Annotated in this window: 22 protein-coding genes; 11 read left to right on the top strand and 11 right to left on the bottom strand. The window is 38.6% G+C overall.

Annotated elements, in window-relative coordinates:
• Positions 1-73 precede the first annotated feature (73 nt).
• Positions 74-1,297 (top strand): gephyrin-like molybdotransferase Glp, encoded by a 1,224-nt coding sequence (gene glp, locus ANA7108_RS0117840; RefSeq protein WP_016952171.1) that lies wholly within the window; start codon positions 74-76, stop codon positions 1,295-1,297.
• A 56-nt stretch (positions 1,298-1,353) separates the two neighbouring features.
• On the opposite strand, the gene ANA7108_RS0117835 is transcribed toward glp, so the two are convergent.
• Positions 1,354-2,937 (bottom strand): B12-binding domain-containing radical SAM protein, encoded by a 1,584-nt coding sequence (locus tag ANA7108_RS0117835; protein ID WP_016952170.1) that lies wholly within the window; start codon positions 2,935-2,937, stop codon positions 1,354-1,356.
• A 91-nt stretch (positions 2,938-3,028) separates the two neighbouring features.
• Between ANA7108_RS0117835 and ANA7108_RS31010 the strand changes: the two genes are divergently transcribed.
• The 3 genes from ANA7108_RS31010 (at position 3,029) to ANA7108_RS0117825 (ending at position 3,991) form a co-directional block, all read left to right on the top strand.
• On the top strand, positions 3,029-3,172 hold the full coding sequence (locus ANA7108_RS31010) for a hypothetical protein (RefSeq protein WP_237741527.1): 144 nt from the start codon (positions 3,029-3,031) through the stop codon (positions 3,170-3,172).
• Positions 3,173-3,294: 122 nt separating this feature from the next.
• Complete coding sequence (locus ANA7108_RS0117830; RefSeq protein WP_016952169.1) at positions 3,295-3,522, top strand: DUF433 domain-containing protein; 228 nt, start codon at positions 3,295-3,297, stop codon at positions 3,520-3,522.
• Positions 3,523-3,574: 52 nt separating this feature from the next.
• Positions 3,575-3,991, top strand: coding sequence for a hypothetical protein (locus ANA7108_RS0117825; protein WP_016952168.1), 417 nt, complete (start codon positions 3,575-3,577; stop codon positions 3,989-3,991).
• 7 nt (positions 3,992-3,998) lie between these two features.
• Here ANA7108_RS0117825 and ANA7108_RS29010 read toward each other — a convergent pair whose 3' ends face one another.
• Complete coding sequence (locus ANA7108_RS29010; protein ID WP_016952167.1) at positions 3,999-4,133, bottom strand: hypothetical protein; 135 nt, start codon at positions 4,131-4,133, stop codon at positions 3,999-4,001.
• 82 nt (positions 4,134-4,215) lie between these two features.
• Here ANA7108_RS29010 and ANA7108_RS0117815 point away from each other — a divergent pair, with 82 nt between their 5' ends.
• The 6 genes from ANA7108_RS0117815 (at position 4,216) to ANA7108_RS0117790 (ending at position 8,119) form a co-directional block, all read left to right on the top strand.
• Positions 4,216-4,509: a DUF433 domain-containing protein gene (locus ANA7108_RS0117815; RefSeq protein ID WP_016952166.1), complete on the top strand. Its 294-nt coding sequence runs from the start codon at positions 4,216-4,218 to the stop codon at positions 4,507-4,509.
• Positions 4,506-4,850, top strand: coding sequence for a DUF5615 family PIN-like protein (locus ANA7108_RS0117810; protein WP_016952165.1), 345 nt, complete (start codon positions 4,506-4,508; stop codon positions 4,848-4,850). The genes ANA7108_RS0117815 and ANA7108_RS0117810 overlap by 4 nt, the downstream gene beginning before the upstream one ends.
• 162 nt (positions 4,851-5,012) lie before the next feature.
• A complete protein-coding gene (locus tag ANA7108_RS0117805) occupies positions 5,013-5,243 on the top strand; it encodes a DUF433 domain-containing protein (protein ID WP_016952164.1) in 231 nt (76 codons plus the stop codon).
• 3 nt (positions 5,244-5,246) lie between these two features.
• Positions 5,247-5,423, top strand: a complete 177-nt coding sequence (locus ANA7108_RS30720) for a DUF5615 family PIN-like protein (protein WP_016952163.1) — start codon at positions 5,247-5,249, stop codon at positions 5,421-5,423.
• 261 nt (positions 5,424-5,684) lie between these two features.
• Positions 5,685-6,770, top strand: coding sequence for a 4-oxalomesaconate tautomerase (locus ANA7108_RS0117795; protein ID WP_016952162.1), 1,086 nt, complete (start codon positions 5,685-5,687; stop codon positions 6,768-6,770).
• A gap of 20 nt (positions 6,771-6,790) precedes the next feature.
• Positions 6,791-8,119, top strand: a complete 1,329-nt coding sequence (locus ANA7108_RS0117790) for an APC family permease (protein WP_042491162.1) — start codon at positions 6,791-6,793, stop codon at positions 8,117-8,119.
• Positions 8,120-8,562: 443 nt separating this feature from the next.
• Here the strand turns inward: ANA7108_RS0117790 and ANA7108_RS0117785 are convergent, their stop codons facing one another.
• From ANA7108_RS0117785 to ANA7108_RS0117760, 6 genes are all read right to left on the bottom strand, one after another.
• Entirely contained in the window at positions 8,563-9,519 is a 957-nt protein-coding gene (locus tag ANA7108_RS0117785; protein ID WP_026104277.1) for an NAD(P)-dependent oxidoreductase, read from the bottom strand.
• Positions 9,520-9,771: 252 nt separating this feature from the next.
• Positions 9,772-10,824 (bottom strand): uroporphyrinogen decarboxylase, encoded by a 1,053-nt coding sequence (hemE, locus tag ANA7108_RS0117780; RefSeq protein ID WP_016952159.1) that lies wholly within the window; start codon positions 10,822-10,824, stop codon positions 9,772-9,774.
• Between the two features lie 174 nt (positions 10,825-10,998).
• Entirely contained in the window at positions 10,999-12,321 is a 1,323-nt protein-coding gene (locus ANA7108_RS0117775) for an ABC transporter substrate-binding protein (RefSeq protein ID WP_016952158.1), read from the bottom strand.
• A 62-nt stretch (positions 12,322-12,383) separates the two neighbouring features.
• The gene (locus ANA7108_RS0117770) at positions 12,384-13,568 is read right to left on the bottom strand and encodes a glycosyltransferase (protein WP_237741526.1); all 1,185 of its coding nucleotides are present in this window, start codon (positions 13,566-13,568) and stop codon (positions 12,384-12,386) included.
• 240 nt (positions 13,569-13,808) lie between these two features.
• Positions 13,809-14,459 carry a glycosyltransferase family A protein gene (locus tag ANA7108_RS0117765; protein WP_016952155.1) on the bottom strand — a complete coding sequence of 217 codons (651 nt, stop codon included), beginning with the start codon at positions 14,457-14,459 and terminating at the stop codon, positions 13,809-13,811.
• 237 nt (positions 14,460-14,696) lie between these two features.
• Positions 14,697-15,500: an FkbM family methyltransferase gene (locus ANA7108_RS0117760; RefSeq protein WP_016952154.1), complete on the bottom strand. Its 804-nt coding sequence runs from the start codon at positions 15,498-15,500 to the stop codon at positions 14,697-14,699.
• Positions 15,501-15,679: 179 nt separating this feature from the next.
• Between ANA7108_RS0117760 and ANA7108_RS0117755 the strand changes: the two genes are divergently transcribed.
• Positions 15,680-16,423 carry a bifunctional 2-polyprenyl-6-hydroxyphenol methylase/3-demethylubiquinol 3-O-methyltransferase UbiG gene (locus ANA7108_RS0117755; RefSeq protein ID WP_016952153.1) on the top strand — a complete coding sequence of 248 codons (744 nt, stop codon included), beginning with the start codon at positions 15,680-15,682 and terminating at the stop codon, positions 16,421-16,423.
• Between the two features lie 9 nt (positions 16,424-16,432).
• On the opposite strand, the gene ANA7108_RS0117750 is transcribed toward ANA7108_RS0117755, so the two are convergent.
• From ANA7108_RS0117750 to ANA7108_RS0117740, 3 genes are all read right to left on the bottom strand, one after another.
• Positions 16,433-17,326 (bottom strand): LD-carboxypeptidase, encoded by an 894-nt coding sequence (locus ANA7108_RS0117750; RefSeq protein WP_016952152.1) that lies wholly within the window; start codon positions 17,324-17,326, stop codon positions 16,433-16,435.
• Between the two features lie 161 nt (positions 17,327-17,487).
• Positions 17,488-18,642: a HEAT repeat domain-containing protein gene (locus ANA7108_RS0117745; protein ID WP_237741525.1), complete on the bottom strand. Its 1,155-nt coding sequence runs from the start codon at positions 18,640-18,642 to the stop codon at positions 17,488-17,490.
• A gap of 87 nt (positions 18,643-18,729) precedes the next feature.
• Positions 18,730-19,749 (bottom strand): DMT family transporter, encoded by a 1,020-nt coding sequence (locus ANA7108_RS0117740; RefSeq protein ID WP_016952150.1) that lies wholly within the window; start codon positions 19,747-19,749, stop codon positions 18,730-18,732.
• Between the last annotated feature and the right edge of the window lie 220 nt (positions 19,750-19,969).

The raw sequence follows: 19,969 nt of genomic DNA, 5'->3' as shown, positions 1-19,969 counted from the left end.
AAAAATGGACGTGCAACTGTTAATGTTATATTGCGATTAGCAAATAAACCAGATTTTACTATCATCATTAACTATGCTGTCAGTCAGAGATGCAGAAGCTACTATTTTAAATGCTGTGCAACCGTTGGATAACCAGCGAGATATTGAATTTGTTGATTTATTAACGGCACAAAATCGCATTTTGGCAACTCCAATAATTAGTTCTTTGGATTTTCCTCATTGGGATAATTCGGCAATGGATGGTTTTGCTGTGCGTTATGCAGATGTGCAGCAAGCGAGGACTGATAAACCAATTATTTTGGAAGTTGTAGAAGAAATTCCGGCGGGATATCAACCCCAAGTTACTATTAAACCAGGACAAGCAGCACGAATTTTTACAGGTGCAATGATGCCAGCTGGTGCGGATAGTGTCATTATGCAAGAAAACACTCATCAGCAAGAAAACCGCGTGTTTATTTTGGCAGCACCTCAACCCCAGGAGTTTGTCAGACATAAGGGAGATTTTTATCAAGCCGGAAAAGAACTTTTACCAGCAGGTATTATTTTAACAGCCTCAGAAATTGCTGTTTTAGCTGCTGCACAGCGTGATCAAGTCGGTGTCTTTCGTCGTCCTCGTGTGGCAATTTTTTCTAGTGGTGATGAGTTAGTAATGCCGGAAGAACCGCTGCAACCAGGACAAATAGTTGATTCTAATCAGTATGCTTTAGCTACTTTGGTGCGGGAATTGGGAGGAGAAGTCTTGCTGTTAGGAATTATTAAAGATGATCCTACGGCTTTAAAAGAAATTATAGATTATGCGATCGCTAATGCTGATATTGTTCTCTCTTCTGGTGGCGTGTCTGTCGGCAAGTATGACTATATTGATAGTACTTTAGAATCTCTAGGGGCAAAAATCCACTTTCGGGCGGTGCAAATGCGTCCGGGAAAACCTCTGACTTTTGCAACTTTCCCCAATTTACTCTACTTTGGTTTACCGGGTAATCCTGTGGCTGCGTTAGTGACTTGCTGGAGATTTGTACAACCGACGATGAAAAAGCTGGCGGGACTTGCTAAAGGTTGGGAAGGAAAATTTTTAAAGGTGCGATCGCATTCCCAATTAAACTCTAATGGTAAAATGGAAACGTATATTTGGGGTAAGTTACATTTAATTAATGGTGTTTACGAGTTTCGCAAAGCCGAGGGGAATGATAGTTCCGGTAATTTAATTAATTTAGCCCAAACAAATGCTTTAGCTATTTTACCAGTAGGAAAAACCTTAGTTTATCCACGAGAAGAAGTACTAGTTTTGCAGTTATAGCATTTTTTTAACGCAGAGGTACGCAGAGGAATTTTTCGCCTCTGCGTAAAATGATATTAAGCTACTGCTTGTGCTTTTTTCTTTTCTGGAACATAAGGTTTTTCTGCACCTTGGGCTAAATATGCAGCTAATTGGCTTTCGATTTCATCGCGCACAATTTGGCGATATTCCATAAAATGCTCAATGTGGGCGCAGGTAGAAACATACTGTTCAATTACCTTGGGGTTATGCTTGAGAATACTAAATAAGTGATGCCAGAATTTCCAGCGAGTTTCCCGTTTAAAACCTTGTCGCCAAATGACAATTAGTAAAGCCCTGACAACTACCCATTCTGGTGTTTTTGCTGGTGCTGTCCATTTGGGAGAACCTAACATCATAAAACAGCGATAGGTGCGATCTAAATATGCAACAGGATCATATAAAGCGCAGAAAGCTTCCACATATTCCCTAGCCAATTCTTCCAGAGGACGGGTAGGAATAAAGTTCATCAACGTAGTTTGGTTGATGTTCCCGTCTTTATTTTCCCGCAGTCTGCCTTCTTTTGTGAGACGATGCCATAGTGCGGTATTGGGTAGTGCTTGCAGCATGGCAAAGGTTGTAGAGGGTATGGCTGCTAGTTCTGCAAATCTAACGATGCGATCGCCAGCACCTGCTTTTTCACCATCAAAACCAATAATAAACCCAGCCATTGGCCGCAGTCCAGCTTTAATGATAGTTTCTACAGACTCAGTTAAAGAACTGCGAGTATTTTGGAATTTCTTAGTTAGTTGTAAACTATCTTCATCTGGGGTTTCAATGCCCAAAAATACCGCTTTAAAACCACAATCAACCATCAACTCCATCATCTCTTGATCTTGTGCCAAATCAATAGAAGCTTCTGTGTCAAAATTGAAGGGATATTGATGTTCTGCCATCCAGACTTTTAACTCTTTTAGCAACAATTTCACATTGCGTTTGTTGCCAATAAAGTTATCATCCACCATGAACACACCGCGTCGCCAACCCAACTCATAGAGATAATCTAACTCTGCTAAAAGTTGTGCAGGTGTTTTAGTTCTGGGTTTGCGTCCATACAATACAATAATGTCGCAAAATTCGCACTGGAAGGGACAACCCCGCGAAAACTGCACCGACATCATGTCATATGCATTAAACTCTAATAAATCAAAGCGGGGAATCGGTGTACCAGTGACATCAGGTTTTTCAGTAGCGCGGAAAACTCCAGATTTTTCACCTTTCTGCACTGCTTCCACAAACATGGGTAAAGTCAGTTCCCCTTCATCGAGAATCAGGTAATCTGCCCCTGCTGCTTCCACTTCATGGGGTGTAGAGGTAGGATAGGGACCACCTAGCGCCACCAGCTTACCACGCTGTTTTGCTTCCCGAATTTGATCCAGTAAATCTTGTTTTTGGACAATCATGGCAGAGAAAATCACAATATCTGCCCATGCCCATTCTTCTTCAGTGGCGGCGCGGATGTTACGATCTACAAGTTTAAATTCCCACTCTTGGGGCAAAATTGCTGCTACTGTCACCAAACCCAAAGGAGGCAACAACACCTTTCTGTTTACGAGTGCTAGGATTTTTTCATAGGACCAGAAGGTACTTGGAAATATTGGATAAACTAGCAAAACACGCATAGTATCACCCCTCACGATTTATTTGTGATCTAACTGTAACCAAAATTAAGACTAATTGACTTTTTTCTCAATTTGTCTGTTGGATGTGAGAATGGGGAAACTGTCTGAATCAGGATGTCCAGGATTTAAGGATTTACAGGATGAAGACGGAATTTCATCAATAATTACCCATTGGTTACTGAGCGATAGCCTGCGTGGTGTAGCCATAGTCGAAGTACCAACCTCAATTAGATGACTAGCAACTTGAGTTAGTAACTATATATACGGTGTTTCACTGTTCTCAAGACTCTAAAAAATGGCGTAATCGCTTAAAATAATATAATAGAAAAAGAATTTTTATATTTCAGGAGTCCCACCGTGCTGGCTCAATTAGATCGCATTACTATTAATCCTAACGTTTGCCTTGGACAACCAACAATTCGGGGAATGCGTATCACTGTGAGCTTTGTCTTGAAATTGCTGGCCAGTAACCTTTCGGTTCAGGAAGTTTTAGCAGCTTATCCAGAATTAGAAGATGAAGATATCCGACAGGCACTTAACTACGCTGCTTGGACAGTTTCAGATAAAATTGTAGGTATTCCTTAATTAGTGATATTACGGTTATCTTATTGAAGATAGACAATACCAGGTAGAGCGTATGAAAAAAATTATTATAGGTTTGTTAGTAGCAATACTGGCAGGATGCACAAGCGTCAAGCAATCACAAAAAGAAACTTCTGAAGTTGAACGTAAAATATCTGAAAAACCAATGAGTCAAAATTTAGCTATTCTTGATGGAAAAAAAGATCCAGCAAGCTTAGAACTTTACGACAAGGAATTTAAAAAGCTAAAAAATCTATGTTTTGAAGATGAAAAAACCCTGGGAACAATGATTTTTAGTATTGCTAAAATGGGAAAGGAAGCAGGTTATGAGTGGTCTACCAACTTGGATACGTTAAAATCATTTGTGCAGATGGCTGAAAGTGGATTTGAACGCAAACCAGCCCAATGTATGCAAATTTATACTATGCTAAACAAACAGTATAAGGAAGAAGCTGCTGAAAATGATAAATAACAATTTCTCAAACAAAAATCACAAATTGTAAATCATTAGCACCAATAATAATTCCTTTCGCTGATAATTCTGCACGAATTCTGCCATAAATGAAAGAAGCATCATCATCAAACGGTAATGAAACAAATAACTTGAGAAACATTGTCAGTTCGCCATAAGGCGCAGAATAACCAAATCTATTGATAAACTAGAGAAAACATCAGACTAATTGAGCAACTTATCTTATGTTTGCTGAAACTTCCTCACGCTACGTTACGCGCAATCCTGAAATTTTAGGTGGAGAGCCAATTATTACAGGTACTCGTACATCCATCCGTGCTATTGTTGGTCTATGGCGATTGGGTATTATGCCAGAAGAAATCCCCAATCATTTACCTCATTTAACACTCGCACAAGTATTTGATGCCTTGAGTTTTTATTTAGATCATCAAGCAGAAATTAATGATTATATTGAACGAAATCAAATACCTAATGAATTAATACATCCTGCTGTAAAGGCTGCATTAGGCACATTATGACCATCTTTGCAGCACTTTATATAGATGAAGATATGTCCGCATTAGTCGCCACCCTTTTGCGTTCTCGTGGTTTGGATGTGACAACCGTTCCTGAACAAGCAACCCTCGGTAAAACTGATCTTCAACAGCTTGAACTTGCAACTTCTCTAGGTAGATGTATCCTCACTCATAACCGAGTTGATTTTGAACGACTACATTTTCAATACATCGAGGAGGACAAACAGCACTCTGGGATTATCGTTGTCCCTCAAAAAAATGCCTATGAAATCGCACAACGGGTTGGTATTTTGGTAAATACGTTAATGGCTGATGAAATTCACAATCAGCTATTGTATGCCTAAATATGATTTTGTATAAACCCACCTTTTTTATTTGCATGAGAGCGATGGCTGTGCTTTGTTTAGGATGATCAGGCGATCGCATGAGATAAACTAGAGGAGTGCGATCTCACCTCTAGTAGAAGACTAATTAAACACCTTCATATATTTGTACTCTGAATAACTATGGATTGGCAATCTCGAATTATCATTGATCCAAACATCTTAGTCGGTAAACCTATCATCAAAGGAACACGACTAGCAGTAGAATTTATTATTGATCTTCTTGCACAAGGCTGGAGTAATGACGAAATTTTGCGTAATTATCCAGGTATTACTATTGAAGATATCCAAGCCTGTCTTGCCTATGCTAGTGCTTCCTTAAAATCTGAAAAGGTCTATGCTATTCCTGCTTAACTCATGCGTTTTTTAGCTAATGAAAATTTCCCTCTTGATGCGGTTGAAGCTTTGAGAGAAAACGGACATGATGTAGCTTGGATTAGAACAGACTCACCTGGTATTTCTGATCCTCAAGTATTAAGTCGCGCCCAAGCAGAAAACCGTATTCTCTTAACCTTTGATAAAGATTTTGGATAACTGGCTTTTCGTTCACAGTTACCTGCTACAACTGGCATTATTTTATTTAGAATAAAAGCACCCTCTGGCGCAATAGTAGCAGAAAAAGTCGTGAGAGCGATCGCATTGCGTGATGATTGGTATGGTCATTTTAGCGTTGTAGAAGATGACAAAGTGAGAATGAGAACTCTGGTAAAGTAATATTCTATTTTCAGATTAAAGCGATACTTCGGGACGAAAGAAAATCAATAGTGACGTTGACAACCTCCCATGCGGTGATTTATGAAACAGTTGGCAATTCCGTGTTTATTCTTCCGCAGTGGTACATCCCGTGGCCCTTTTTTTTTGCAGTCAGATTTACCAACAGATGAGATCATCCGAGACAAAATCATTCTGGCCGCAATGGGTTCACCAGATGACCGCCAAATAGACGGAATCGGCGGTGCAACAACAGTGACTAGCAAAGTTGCAATATTGTCTCCATCAGATCATCCTTGGGCAGATATAGATTTTCTCTTCGGTCAAGTCAGTATTAATCAATCTCAAATTGATTGGAGTCCATCCTGCGGTAACATGGCTGCTGGTGTTGGTCCTGCTGCTATTGAAAGAGGTCTTGTTACAGCGATGGATCAGACCACAACCGTCAAAATCCGCAACGTTAATACAAATTCATTAATTGAAGCTGTAGTCCTGACTCCTCAAGGTCAAGTCATATATGATGGGAATACGTCCATTGACGGAGTACCAGGAACAGCAGCACCAGTTTTATTAAACTTTATGGAAGTTGTCGGTTCTAAAACCGGTCAGCTTTTACCAACAGGATCTTGCCGTGAAGAAATCGAGGGAGTTGAAGTTACTTGTATTGATGTCGCTATGCCTATGGTCATAGCACGGGCTAAGGATCTAGGTAAGACGGGCTATGAAACAAAGGCAGAATTGGACGCAGATACCGCTTTTTTAGCACGAATCGAAAAAATTCGCCGCATTGCTGGTGAACGGATGGGATTAGGTAATGTGGCAAATAGTGTGATTCCGAAATTGGCGATGATTGCACCTCCAAAACATGGGGGAAACATTACCTCCCGTTATTTTGTCCCCGATGTTTGCCATAGCGCCCATGCGGTGACTGGTGCAATTTGTGTTGGTTGCTGTAGTCTCCTGAAAGGATCTGTTGCCCAAGGTATTACTAATTCAACAGGTTCTGCAAATGAAATTGTGATTATTGAACATCCTTCAGGGAAAATTAAGGTTTCTTTAGTTACGAGCAATCACGATTCTGCCATGATTGTTGAACGTGCGGGCATTGTCCGAACTGTACGCCTACTTTTATCAGGTAATGTTCATGTCTCCACTCGCTTATGGAATTAGATCAATCCAAAGAGAACACTATGTTAAATGAAAATCCGCCAAAGCAACTCAAGCGAGAGTTGGATTGGCTGAGTGCAGCTATAATGGGATTAGCATCCGTTATTGGCGCAGGAATTTTTGTTAGTATTGGCATTGCGGCGGGCATATCCGGTTCAGCCGCGATTGGAGCTTTAATTGTGGCTGGATTATTAGCAGCTTGTAATAGTCTCAACCTTGCTCAACTTGCTGTTAATCATCCTGTTAGTGGGGGAATTTATGAATATGGTTATAAATATTTAACGCCTTGGTTGGGTTTTACTGGAGGCTGGATCTATCTTTTAAGTAAAACCGCCGTAGCTGCCACAGCAGCCCTGGGATTTTCTGGTTATCTTTTGAATAATCTAGGTATCACTGATGCTGGTCTTTTAGTACCTGTAGCGGAAGTGGCTGTATTTGTAATCACCTTCATTGTTTTGGGGGGGATGCGGAGTTCTAAAATATCAACTAGTGTGGTTGTGTCTATCACAATCTTGTCCCTACTTTGTTTAATTGTTACTGGTTTCTTTTTCTGCTTTTCTCATGGGTTTGAGAAATTTACTTTCTCACCAGCAAATTCTCATCATTGGACAATTAATTTTCTTCAGTCAGTGGCTTTGATGTTTGTCTCTTACAATGGTGCGGCTCGCATTTCTATGGTAGGTGAAGAAATCGTAGACCCGAAAAAGAGCATACCCAGAGCTATTATTTTCACTATAGTTGCTACTATGCTGCTCTATATCTGCGTGGCAGTAGTTAGCTTAGGATCAATTGGGGCAGAGGCTTTTGCAGAGGCGACGAGATTGAATGCAGCACCTTTAAAAGCAGTAGCTGATAGCTTTGGCATTCCTATCGTTTCCAACTTATTAGCTGTTGGTGCTGTTACTTCTATGCTCAGTATACTATTAACTACAGTTCTGGGTGTATCTCGTTTGCTGTTAGCAATGGGAAGACGTGGAGATATGCCTAGCTTTTTGACCAAGTTGAACAGTACCGGGACAACACCTAATTTAGCAGTTATAGCTGTAGGTATCACCATCGCCCTTCTAGTTTTTATCGGTGACGTAAGAGTTACTTGGTCTTTTGGTACATTTGGTGCTTTATACCGAAGTGCAATTGTTAGTCTAGCCGCTTTGCGGATAAGTGACGAGGAACGGTTGTATCCGAAATGGATATCTTGGCTATCTTTTTCGTCTTCGCTATTGTTAGCTTTTTGTATTGAATGGTACTATTGGTTAATTGGTTTAGGATTAATTGGTATTGGTCTAATCTGGCATTTTATATTTCGTCAGATCAATTCCATCAAAAATATTGACTTAACATTAAAGGCATAGGGTAGATAAAACTAGCTACTGTCTGAATCAAGATTGACAGGATGTTTCTTTAATGTATACTAAACACGGTTGGGATATGGACTTTTGTAAGATTACGAAAAACCTGGATGTGTAGGGGTTTAGCACTGCTAAACCCTTACCTATAGAATCAAATGATTAAGCCGTTTTGAGTATACACTCCTGATTCAGACATTTAAACAAGATTATTAAAAAAACTCCCACTTACAAAAGAAGGGAACAGGGAACAGGGAACAGGGAACAGGGAACAAATAAAAAACTAAAGTTTAAGAGTTTAAAGCTCAGTCAAAAAAAAGGATGTTTTTACAAGGAGAGTGACACGAAAAAAACAGTGTCATTATTTCAATCTCATGTTTTTAAACATGAGTTTTTTCTGTTAAGAGTTGCTTCCTGTTCCCTCTGAATTATCTGGAAATGGTTGCAATCTAAATCCCACTTTTCACCCCGCTAATTTTTAAAATATCACTCATGGTTGCACAGTAATTTGGTAAGTTGAAACTAGCGGGATTAATGGCATTAGCATAGGTAAAATGACGATATTTCATGCAGAATCTATCCCATGAAGCCATTTGAATCCGAAATAATACAATAATCAAATTAGCTAATGACAAAGATAGAGGAATGCGGAAGTAAATCTTTTTGCCTAAATAAGCGCAGACTTCCTTTACGGCTTGATTAACAGTTAATCCCGATTGACCTAAAACAAATCGGCGTGGTTCTTCTTTTTGGGGAGGATAATCAATTAAATATTCCACAACTGTAGCAATATCGCGTCCATGAATAAAGTGAAAACTGCCATCTGCTTGTAAGAAGCGAATTATATCAATATATTTGGTAACTTGGGGAATGCCTGTTGTGACAGCGGAATAAGGTTTGTTGTCATCACCACCTAAAACAATGGTGGGAAAAACAGTGGTAATTTTGGGAAAAATAGCTAATTTTTCTATTTTGTGTAAACAATCATATTTAGAGCGGATATAATCTGTACCGATTTCTCCGGCTTCTTTTAGTGGTTGGTTGTTGTAATCTAATACACTAGCAGTGGAAAAATATATCACCTGTTGACATCTTTCTGGATTTAACAGGTTCATCAACTCTAATGTTTTAAAGACATTAATATCAAATATGCCCTCCCCACCCCAAGATGTCGCTGTTAGTACTGCCGTATCAATCGTTTTTAGTAAATTAGAAAACTTAGTAATTTCCTGCATATCACCTTGTAAAATGGTGATCCCTGGACGGGCTGTAGTATCAACTTGTAGTTTATTTGGGTTTCTAACTAGTAGATATAATTCATGATCAGTATTTTGAATTAGGGCTTCACTTATGTAGTGACCGATACAGCCACTTGCACCTGTAACTAAAATGCGTTTTTTGGTCATAAAATCCATAAAATCATTGAACACTCAAAAACAATTATTGAGAAAATAGCAATCTTCAATATTTAATTATCTGCATTTAAGTAGGTGAACGGAAAAAAACCGAACTATGTAACGAAAAGTAAAATCTCCCAAAACCTCTTCTCTGTTCCCTGTTCCCTGTTCCCTGTTCCCTTGTCATAACGACAATTTTTAACGCCAACCTACTTATCTGGGTTTAATTAATTATCAGGTGGGCAATGCCCACCCAAACGACTAAACCAAAGCGTTGAGGTTTTTTGCGGTTTCAAAGAAGAAAGCGACATTTTCTTCTGGAGTTTGTGGGAGTACACCATGTCCGAGATTGAGGATGTGTCCCCAGTTACCGGCTTTGCGAACGGTGTCCAAAACGCGATCGCGGATGAACTCTTTAGAACCAAACAATACACCTGGATCAAGATTACCCTGTACTTTCACGTGCTTACCCAATCTGGCTCTGGCATCTGCCATATCTACTGCCCAGTCTACAGTAATGATATCTGCACCAGAAGCTGGCATTCTTTCTAAAAGTCCGGCACTACCTGTCACCAACAAAATTAATGGTGTGTCAGGATGAGTTGCTTTGACTTTCTCGAACACCATTTTTTGATAAGGTAAAGCAAAGGTATCATAATCTTGGGGGCTTAATTGTCCCGCCCAAGAATCGAACATCTGCACCACTTGAGCGCCACAATCTATTTGATAGCGGACATAATCAGCAATGGAATCAGCTAATTTAGTGAGTAGCTGATGCAGAATAGTTGGGTCTGAGAAGGCCATGTTTTTGATGATGGAATAGGTTTTAGAACCTTTACCTTCCACCGCATAAGCCGCTAATGTCCAAGGTGCGCCAACAAAGCCTAACACTGTGGATTGATTGCCTACTTCTTTCCGTAACGATTCCAAAATCGTTTTAATAAATGGTAGTGCTGTTTCTGGATCTAGGGGACGCAGTTGTTCAATTTGCTCTTGAGTGCGTATGGGCGAATAAATAATCGGTCCCTTCCCTTCCGCAATATCCATGTCAATCCCCATCCCTGGTAAGGGGGTGACAATATCGGAAAACAAAATTACTCCGTCGGGTTGGAAAGCTCTCCAGGGTTGGAGGGAAACTTCGATCGCTACTTCTGGAATTTCTGAGCGATCGCGGAATGAAGGATATTTTTCCCGCAAATCCCGATATGCTTTCATATATCGTCCTGCTTGTCGCATCATCCAGACAGGGGGACGATCTACTACTTCACCACGTGCAGCCCGAAGGAGGAGAGGAGCCGTTGAGGAAACACCCATTTAACACTTCATCCTAAGTCACTTTTATATGTCACTGTTTAGCTTATCATCCTCAGATTACGCTTTATCAACACATATCAAAAGCTCTTAGGATTGCTTTACTTAACTTAATAAAACGTTAATAGCTGAGGAGGAGCGAACGGCCGTTCGCCCATACAGGAGTCAGAATGTTTGTTATTTTTCATTCCAAATTAGTTCTAACCGTTTTTGTGCTTCTTTCAAAGCTTCTTGAGCAGAAGACTTACCTAATAACGTGGCTTCAATTGCTCTACCTAAACTATCAGCGATACGATTGTATCCCAATGGAGAAGGTAAAGCCTGTGCTACAGGTAACTGATCAAAAAAGACTTTTAATAAAGGGTTGTTATTAATAAATTGCTGATAAGTTTGACTGCGAGCCGAGGAAAAGGTGACAGGTAAAAAACCCGTTTTCATAGTCCATTCTGTTTGGAATTCCTGACTTAAGATATACTCCAAAAATTTGAGTGCAGCTTTTTCTCTTTCTGGTGCTGACTTCATCACAAAAAAACTTGCAGTACCTGTGACTGTAGCAGGTATCTTTCCTGCGGGTATAGGAAATACTTGATGATCAACTTGAGATTTCATAATTAATGTCCAAGGCCCAGTAATTTGCATAGCCACACGACCTGCAAGAAAAGCATCCTCTTCATAACCTCGTTCGGGAGCAGAAAGCATAACTGAACCATCTTCGATCATATCTTGCCAAAATTGTAAGGCCGCGATCGCACCTGCATCAATTAAATTCGGTTGATTATTTCTAATAATCTCTCCCTTAGCCCCAAACAAAAAAGGCAACCAACTAAAAACAGTCCATCCCCCTTTTCCTAAAGGTAGCAATATTCCATACTGTTCAGGTCGATTATCTCCGTTTTTGTCTATAGTTAATTTTTTGGCAACTGCTCGCAATTCTTCCCAAGTTTTAGGTATTTCTGTTATACCTGCGGTTTTAAAAAGATCAGGACGGTAAAAAATACCAATATTACTAGTGTGCATAGGAACAGACCAAATGTGACCATCTAACTGCATTCCTGCTAATAGATTAGGGCGAATATCTGATTTTAGATGCAATTTTTCCACCCAATCTTCTAAAGGTCGAATTGCTCCCAGTTCTGCAAATTGACCAGTATATTCTGGGTATAAACATAAAATATCTGGTAAAGCATTACCCACAAATGCTGTTAATATTTTTGGTAATTGAGGTTCAGGCTGAAAGATAGCTTCAACTTGAATATCCTGATGAGTTCGATTAAATTTGTTTACCAGGGTTTGAAACAAATCACGATTTTGAGGAGGATTTATTGATTGCCATAGAGTTAGATGAATTACCCCATTATCTTTTGGTGCTATTTGCTGACAACCCCATATAGATATCAGACAAAAAGCTAAAATCATTCCTAAACTAGTAAAACGCTTGTTAGATTTAAAAAAATAATTGTAATTTTCTTTGATTTTCGCTAATAAAAAATTAATATTCATATTCAATATTCACTACAAAAATTGGTTATTTTTATATAAATCTCTGATGCTCATGAAGTTAATCACACTTGTTGATTAAAAACCTGCTGGAGCAACATTTCTAAGCTATTGGCACAACTAGACTCACTAAATAGTCGTTCTATTTGCTCAGAACGATTTATTGTTTCTTGAGGGGTTTCTACGTGAGTAATAATTGCTTTTGCCAAAGCATCTACATCACTTGGTGGTACTATAGTTCCAGATTCTAATAATTCGGAAATCTCACGTGGACCAACTGGACAATCACTGGTAATGAAAGTGACTCCACTAGCTATAGCTTCCACCAGCACCATCCCAAATCCTTCATAATGAGAAGCCAGTATAACTGCTCTACATAATGAGAAGTAAGCTCTAGGATTAGGAACAGTTCCTGCAAAAAGAACAATATCATCAATTTTTAAATCAGTTGCCAATGCTTGCATTTCTGTTTCTAAATCACCATCTCCTAGTAAAATTAACCGGATATTAGTGTGATGTTGACTAGCTTGAGCAAATGCTTTAAGTAATGTTGGATGATCTTTTTGAGGATGAAATCTGGCAGCAGATACAAAAGTAATTAACTCAGGATTTTTCAACCAAGATTCGGCACTAGAATTGAGAGGCTGATGATTTGAATCAGGGATAGCGGGATTATAGCATATTGCCATGTGACGAGGATTTAAGCCCAGATTTAAGAATCTTTCATATAGGGTTTTACAAACAAATACTAATCCACTAGCTTGCTGAAGACTACGCAAACTCATCCAATTATCAATACTTATAGATAAGTTTTGAAATATTCCTATCAGTGAGTTAGTCTTGCTTTCAGCCTGTAATTCAGAAATAAAATCAGTATGAATATAGCTAATATATGGAACTAATAAACTCCCAGGAATACTTCGAGAAAGATAAAAAAGTTTGGTTATAAATGCAGTATGGCAAACAATAATATCTGGTTTTAAGTCAGCAATTACTTTATTTAATTGGATAGCTATCCATATTTGATGTATCGCTCCACCAATGTAAAATGAACTACCGGCTACTTTCATGATTATTAGTTGTTTGGCAGCTTTAAAATTTACTATCCATCGTGAATCTAAATCAGTCAATACTACAGTAGAGACTTCATATCCAGTTTTTGACTGGGACGAAATTAGCGAGTCAGCAGTCCTTGGCGCTCCACCAATATTACTCAAAACTAAATGACAAATATGCTGATTAGATTTCACTATTTTATTGGGTTATTCAGGGTAAACACAGGAATATTTGAGAGTAGAAACAACGATTGAATGAAATAAACTATAGCATTTCCTAGTCTAATGAACTACAAAATCATCTGCGTTTATCTGCGTTCATCTGTCTTGAAAAGTTTCCTACGCCGGGAAACCCGGCTTCGAGGAACTTTTCGCTGCGTTTAATTATTACTGCTTGTACCTCACTTGAATGGGAATTGCTATAAACTAAAAAAATTATTGCGTGGCTAAAAAGTTTTTGGTAACACTTGTTTCTGCTCTTGTATAAACATAAGTTTCTGGTTCGGTGATTTTTTGAGTTTTAAAGATTTTTTCTGCTCTTTCCCAAAAATCTGTATCTTCCCCATAGGTAATATGTTTAAATCCACCTAGTTCAAAAAAGACTTTTCTTTTGCCAAAAAATGTCGGACCCAAAACACATTCTCTTAGATTAATTAATTTACCTGGTTGATAATAATCAGCAACAATAATTTCTTCTTCACTAAAGAAACCACCTTCAATCAAATCAATATCTGGATTAGCTTTTAGGTATTCAATGCGAGATTCTAAATGGTTTGGTTTATATGAATCGTCGCTATCTAGCAATGTGATGTATTTGCCAAATGATGCTTGAATTCCCGCATTTTTAGCATAACATTGTTTTTTGTTTTGCTGTTTTAAATAACGAATATTGTTGAATTTTTCTAGATAAGGATTCACTACTTCAAATGTATGATCCAGACTACCATCATCTACTATAATTAGTTCCCATTCTGTAAAAGTTTGATTGATAACGCTATTAATAGTATTATCCAAATATGTTGCTCTATTGTAGGTACAGATGACTACAGATATTTCAGGAATTGGATCAAAGTTTATAGGAGTCATAGAAGATTTATGTCAGTTGAGTAATTGAATTAAGGTTAAGTTAGTCTGAATCAGAGAATAATAAATATCATATAATTATTCTCTGTGAAAATTTATCTGGATTATCTGGATAGAATTTCATCTGAATCTATCTATATGAGGTACAAGAAAATAGTATTAACCGCAGATAGAAGAACATAAACTCAGATTAATTTGTATCTCGGTAGACTAGAAAATATTATGTATTAGTTGGTAATTTTATAAACTAGCATGAGTATCATACCAAGGTTCTTTGATGTTCAGACTTTCTAAGAGAATTTTGCCGATAGAAAAACTATAGATAATTCCATGAACTCCAAATATTTTGTAGTTTATAAAAATTCTTTTATATAGATTAATTACTTCAATTTCTGATAGCCAAGTACCTGGTGTCTCGTCTCCAAACAGTCCACTAGAACCATATTCAAATTGATATGGAATATACTGACCTTCTTTTGCTGGTGAAGGACAAACTTGTTGAGTTACTTTTGCTTGATTTATAGCTTTAAATTTCTGATAACCCAGTTTTTTCAACAACTCCAGTTCCTCAAGTAAAGCATTCCAAGAAGCTTTGGTTGATTCTATGGATATAAATTGTGGTTTAGTATCAAACTCCTGCAATGCCTTAACGCATAATAAATCAGAACCTTCAATGTCTACTTTCAGATAGTAGGGAACACCAAACTCTTCCAAGATGCTTTCAAATCTGCGTCCTTTGACAGTCATCTCCACCGAACGAGTCCCAAAAGCGCGATCGCTTTCCTTTACTCTCTCTGGTGAAATAGTACCCCAAAAACTTCTGTCTAAGTTCGCGTAAAAGGTGATAGGTTCGTCCTTGGGTGAAACAGCAACATTTAAAAGGGTAAGTTGACCACTTTCTACATAAGACTTGAGGCGGTTTTTTGCAGATTCATAAATGTCAGGATGAGCTTCAATACCAATAACTCGAAAGCCTTTTTTTAAATAAAATTCTGTATCTTGACCTGTGTGAACACCAACATCAATTATTAAGTTTCTATCCATAAATTATTTACTCCTCGAATAAATACGATTATTAATTTATCCCGATTTACAGGAATTTTACACTCTTGATGATATCAGAATACAGGTTTATAAGATTAAAAAAAATAATTAAATTTAAATAAAAAAATGGTAACATTTTTGTTATAATAGAGAGACAAAATTTACTTCATTATCAAATTATGGTTAAAGTATCACTTCCTGCTTCTTTAAATCATGATTATCAAGATTCATTTAACTTAAAACACCATTTACAAGAATTTTTGCATTTAGATTCAGAAACACTAGAGCAAAAATTAGCCACAGGTACACAACAGTTAGCCGAGTTAGGACATAGAGATTTTGATTGGGAAACTGCAACTACTTTTTATCGTGACAAAGTGGGAGAAATATATTTATTTGAGTTGGGAGCATGGCATTTAGAATGCCCTGAAAATATTGAAAATACGTTATTTTTGATTGTAAATCATGCCCAAGGTCGGGTGTTAGATTTTGGTGGTGGAATTGGCACTCATACTATTTGTGCTGCCCTTTGTCCTCAAGTTGAACAAGTAATTTATTGTGATATTAATCCTCTGAATCGTGATTTTGTTCGTCATCGAGCTGAACAATTAGGGCTAAGTCAAAAAATAGTTTTTTGTTCAGAAATGCCTCTAGAAGAAACTTTTGATACCATCATTTCTTTTGATGTTTTAGAACATTTACCAGATCCCTGTGAACAGTTGCTTTCGTTCCATCAAGCCTTAACACCAGAGGGTAAAACAATTCTGAATTGGCATTTTTTCAAAGGCTTTAGTCAAGAGTTTCCTGTTCATTTGGATGACCCACAAGTAATAGAAGCCTTCTTCAAAACTATTCAGAGTAAGTTTGTGGAAATTTTTCACCCTTACTATACCACGGCTCGTTGTTACCGTAAGTGGGTTTGAAGAAAATTCCTAGTATGCTGGAATTTCCAATATTCCCTGATCTGCATCCAATGTAACCATTACCCCTACGGGTAACGCAGCATTGGGGCTATCATGACCAAAGGATAAATCTGAAACTATGGGAATTCCTAAATCACCTAACCGTTCCCGCAAAACTTCCTCTACACTGAAGCTAGGTATATTTGATGGTGCGTCACACTTGGTAAAACCTCCTAATGCAATACCACGAACTTTAGATAAAACTCCACTTAATCGCCATTGAGTTAACATTCTATCAATGCGATAAGGTGGTTCTGTGACATCTTCAAAAGCCAAAATTACACCATCAAGGTTAGGTAAAATCGGTGTCCCTAAAAGATGAGTTGCGACTGTGAGATTACCAGGAAGTAACACACCTGTAACTGTACCACCACCCCAACCATGACCCTTTAAAGGTGCGAGGGGACGACCTGCTAAAATGTCAAATAGCCTCTGTATTGACCATTCTGGCTCATCCATCAGGGTAGTGAGTACGGAACCGTGTACACTGGCAATTCCGGCGTTATAGAGACTCCAGAGTAGGGCTGTGATATCAGAAAAGCCGATCAACCATTTAGGATCTGCTGTATTTTGTTGCCAAGTCCAATCTTCCAAGATGCGGGTACTACCAAAACCACCTCTAGCGCAGATAATACCACGACATTCTGGGTCTTGCCATGCTGCTGCTAACTGTTGACGACGGTGATCATCAGTACCAGCAAGATAACCAAATCTATCATCTATGCGATCGCTAATTTCGATACGGTAGCCCTGGGATTTGCAAATTTCTACACTTTTATTAAAAGCCTCAAATTCTCGTAACGCACCGCTAGGGGCAATGACGCGCAGTAAATCACCAGGTTGGAGGGGTGGGGGAATGAACATTCAGAATAAGTAGGTGGGCGTTAAAAATTGTCGTTGGGGTAAGGCAGGGAGCAGGGGGCAGGGGGCAGGGAGCAGGGGGAAAGAGGGTTTCAGCCCTATTTACTTTTCTTCACATACCTTTAAATTTTTCTGTTTACCTACTTATTAGTAATTATATAGACTTAAGTTTGCGGTTCTGGGCGTGAATCTTCCAGATATTCATCTAGTTTTGGTAAAACACGCACTCGATTGATATGATTTAAAGCATATTGTGCTGTAGCTTGTACTTCTGGATCTTCGTCTTCCAAAGCATGGCGTAACATCTGACTCATCTGACCCATCATGTCATAAATGCGAGATAAATCACGAATAGCATTTTGTCGGACTTGGGGATTTTCATCTTGGATAGAAATAGCTAAAGCCCGGTTCATTGGTTTGAGTGTGCGAATGCCGATTTCTGCCAAAGCTGACAAAATTAAACTATGTTGTCGAGAATCAGCACTTACCATCAAGTCTACTAATGGCTTCATGGCACGGGAATCTCCTTGCTGACCTAAATGCCAAATAGCCTTGCGTCGTTTTGTAGCATCATTGCTGTGTAAGTCTTTCATCAATTCATCAGCAATACTCAATGCGGAAATTACAGTAGATTGTTGAGATGTTAATAATTCTGTTGATCCTGGAAAGGGGATAGTGGGTGCAGGATTTAAAAAAAATCTTGGACTTTTTTGAGAGGATGGATTTAAAAGTAGTTGTTCTGAGTTTGTAGATTCTATACTTGGTTTACTTTCAGATAACCTTTGTGCAAGATAAAACAATATACCCAGAGTCCCTACAACTCCAAAACTTATCAATCTCCACCAGATGAAATTATCTTTTTGGTGTTGTATTTCAGGATTTTTCGCTTCAGTGATAGCAGCAGTATTACATTTAATTTTCTCTGATAAAACCGATTTAAGATGCTGTCTAGTAGCCCAATCAGCAATACCATCTGCTCTTTTTAAACCTTGTGATTGCTGAAATTGAGCTAAAGCATTTTGGGTGCTGGAACCGTACTTTCCATCGAGGGAGCCACTATAGTAACCTAAGGCTTTGAGTTGGACTTGAATGACTTGTACTTCTGCATCTTGAAGCCCTGGAGTAAGAACTGTTGCTGAATTAGGTGTTAAGTCAACTGCATCTTTAACCCCTGGAGTAAGAACTGTTGCCGAATTAGGTGTTAAGTCAACTGTAGCCGTGATAGCGCGGCTGGGGTAGAAACTAAGTCCAATAAAAGAAGTTAATATTAGAATGGACTGGGGAATTATTGATTGATAATTGGTATTTGGTAGTTGCATTTTATCCCTCATATGCCTAATCTCCCACTGACTTGGTTCGGGTAAAATTTCTGGTTGAGATTCTCTCAGCACTAAGGTGATTTGGGGCTACTTTTTGCTGACAGATGCTTCTAAAACTGGTGGCTGTTGATTAGTGTTTTCACTAATAATAACTTTCTGATTTTTCCCTGCTAAAGTTTCCCGTTGGTTGATTAAATAAATACTAATTAAAGTCAGGAATACTCCTACCCATTGAATAGGGGTGAGAACTTCTGAAAGAAAAATATTACCAAATATTAATGCAAAAACGGGAGTGAGAAAAGTCAGAGAACTCAGACTAGTCAGATTTCCACTAGAAGCAAAGTAGAAAAATAAACCGTAAGCGATCGCACTTCCGAATATTGTGGCATAACTTAAAGCTAACCAATCAGATATTACTAGATTTTGCCACTGTTGTACTTCCACCACTGAGGAGATGCCCCACAAAGGCAAACCAGCCAAAATCATATGCCATCCTGTAGCCGTTACCGGGTCAGCATATTTACATACATAGCGGATGAGTACGGTTCCCACAGCCATTGACAAAGCTGCTAGTAACATCAACCATTCACCACTGGCAAATAATTGTTGCCAATTATCGGTTGTGATATTTACTCCTGAGTCAAGAAGATGAAAAATCCACTCTTGGGGTAAGCCAATTAAACTAATACCCATAACTCCCAATCCTAACCCCAGCCATCCCCACAAACCAATATGTTCTTGAAATAACCATAAACACAACAAAGCCACAGCCAAGGGTTGAGAGTCAATCATGACAGAACCTAACCCTGCACTGGTTCTTACTAACCCCTCTGCCAAAAAACCTTGAAATAACATACCATCCACAAGGGCAAATATAACAATCCACAGCCATGCTAACCACCCTTGAGGTTGGGGTTTACCCATGAATGCGGCAGCTATCAGAATTAACACACCCGCAGGTAACAAACGCACCCCTGCCATGAATAGGGGTGTGGTATGAGGTATGACTCCTTTCATGGCTACCATTGCCGTACCCCAAAGGAAAAAGGGGGCAATTAATAGTAGGGAAGCTACGGTAGATTTAGAACCTCTGAGTTGCAGTTGCATGAGTTAACTATGGTCTTTGGTGAATTACGTCAAAAAATCAGTTTACCTAATTTTACAGAATCATGTATTTTTGCGATACTTTCTTGACGAGAGGCTTTGTCAACGGCTTATTCTTCCGGGGTAGCAAACATAGTGTGAGAAATTCGACTTGTTTTACCTTACTTACACAAAATATAATTAAGTAGCCATCATGAACTGTGTACACCAGAACACATGAAAA

It is taken from the genome of Anabaena sp. PCC 7108 (assembly GCF_000332135.1).
Lineage (GTDB): Bacteria > Cyanobacteriota > Cyanobacteriia > Cyanobacteriales > Nostocaceae > Anabaena.
The sequence above is the reverse complement of the archived record's forward strand: the minus strand, read 5'-3'. Positions and strand labels throughout refer to the sequence as shown.

Coding starts and splice junctions, on each gene's coding strand:
- glp (WP_016952171.1), top strand. CDS start 74: ATGCTGTCAGTCAGAGATGCAGAAGCTACTATTTTAAATGCTGTGCAA.
- ANA7108_RS0117835 (WP_016952170.1), bottom strand. CDS start 2,937: ATGCGTGTTTTGCTAGTTTATCCAATATTTCCAAGTACCTTCTGGTCC.
- ANA7108_RS31010 (WP_237741527.1), top strand. CDS start 3,029: ATGGGGAAACTGTCTGAATCAGGATGTCCAGGATTTAAGGATTTACAG.
- ANA7108_RS0117825 (WP_016952168.1), top strand. CDS start 3,575: ATGAAAAAAATTATTATAGGTTTGTTAGTAGCAATACTGGCAGGATGC.
- ANA7108_RS29010 (WP_016952167.1), bottom strand. CDS start 4,133: ATGTTTCTCAAGTTATTTGTTTCATTACCGTTTGATGATGATGCTTCT.
- ANA7108_RS0117815 (WP_016952166.1), top strand. CDS start 4,216: ATGTTTGCTGAAACTTCCTCACGCTACGTTACGCGCAATCCTGAAATT.
- ANA7108_RS0117810 (WP_016952165.1), top strand. CDS start 4,506: ATGACCATCTTTGCAGCACTTTATATAGATGAAGATATGTCCGCATTA.
- ANA7108_RS0117805 (WP_016952164.1), top strand. CDS start 5,013: ATGGATTGGCAATCTCGAATTATCATTGATCCAAACATCTTAGTCGGT.
- ANA7108_RS30720 (WP_016952163.1), top strand. CDS start 5,247: ATGCGTTTTTTAGCTAATGAAAATTTCCCTCTTGATGCGGTTGAAGCT.
- ANA7108_RS0117795 (WP_016952162.1), top strand. CDS start 5,685: ATGAAACAGTTGGCAATTCCGTGTTTATTCTTCCGCAGTGGTACATCC.
- ANA7108_RS0117790 (WP_042491162.1), top strand. CDS start 6,791: ATGTTAAATGAAAATCCGCCAAAGCAACTCAAGCGAGAGTTGGATTGG.
- ANA7108_RS0117785 (WP_026104277.1), bottom strand. CDS start 9,519: ATGACCAAAAAACGCATTTTAGTTACAGGTGCAAGTGGCTGTATCGGT.
- hemE (WP_016952159.1), bottom strand. CDS start 10,824: ATGGGTGTTTCCTCAACGGCTCCTCTCCTCCTTCGGGCTGCACGTGGT.
- ANA7108_RS0117775 (WP_016952158.1), bottom strand. CDS start 12,321: ATGAATATTAATTTTTTATTAGCGAAAATCAAAGAAAATTACAATTAT.
- ANA7108_RS0117765 (WP_016952155.1), bottom strand. CDS start 14,459: ATGACTCCTATAAACTTTGATCCAATTCCTGAAATATCTGTAGTCATC.
- ANA7108_RS0117760 (WP_016952154.1), bottom strand. CDS start 15,500: ATGGATAGAAACTTAATAATTGATGTTGGTGTTCACACAGGTCAAGAT.
- ANA7108_RS0117755 (WP_016952153.1), top strand. CDS start 15,680: ATGGTTAAAGTATCACTTCCTGCTTCTTTAAATCATGATTATCAAGAT.
- ANA7108_RS0117750 (WP_016952152.1), bottom strand. CDS start 17,326: ATGTTCATTCCCCCACCCCTCCAACCTGGTGATTTACTGCGCGTCATT.
- ANA7108_RS0117745 (WP_237741525.1), bottom strand. CDS start 18,642: ATGCAACTACCAAATACCAATTATCAATCAATAATTCCCCAGTCCATT.
- ANA7108_RS0117740 (WP_016952150.1), bottom strand. CDS start 19,749: ATGCAACTGCAACTCAGAGGTTCTAAATCTACCGTAGCTTCCCTACTA.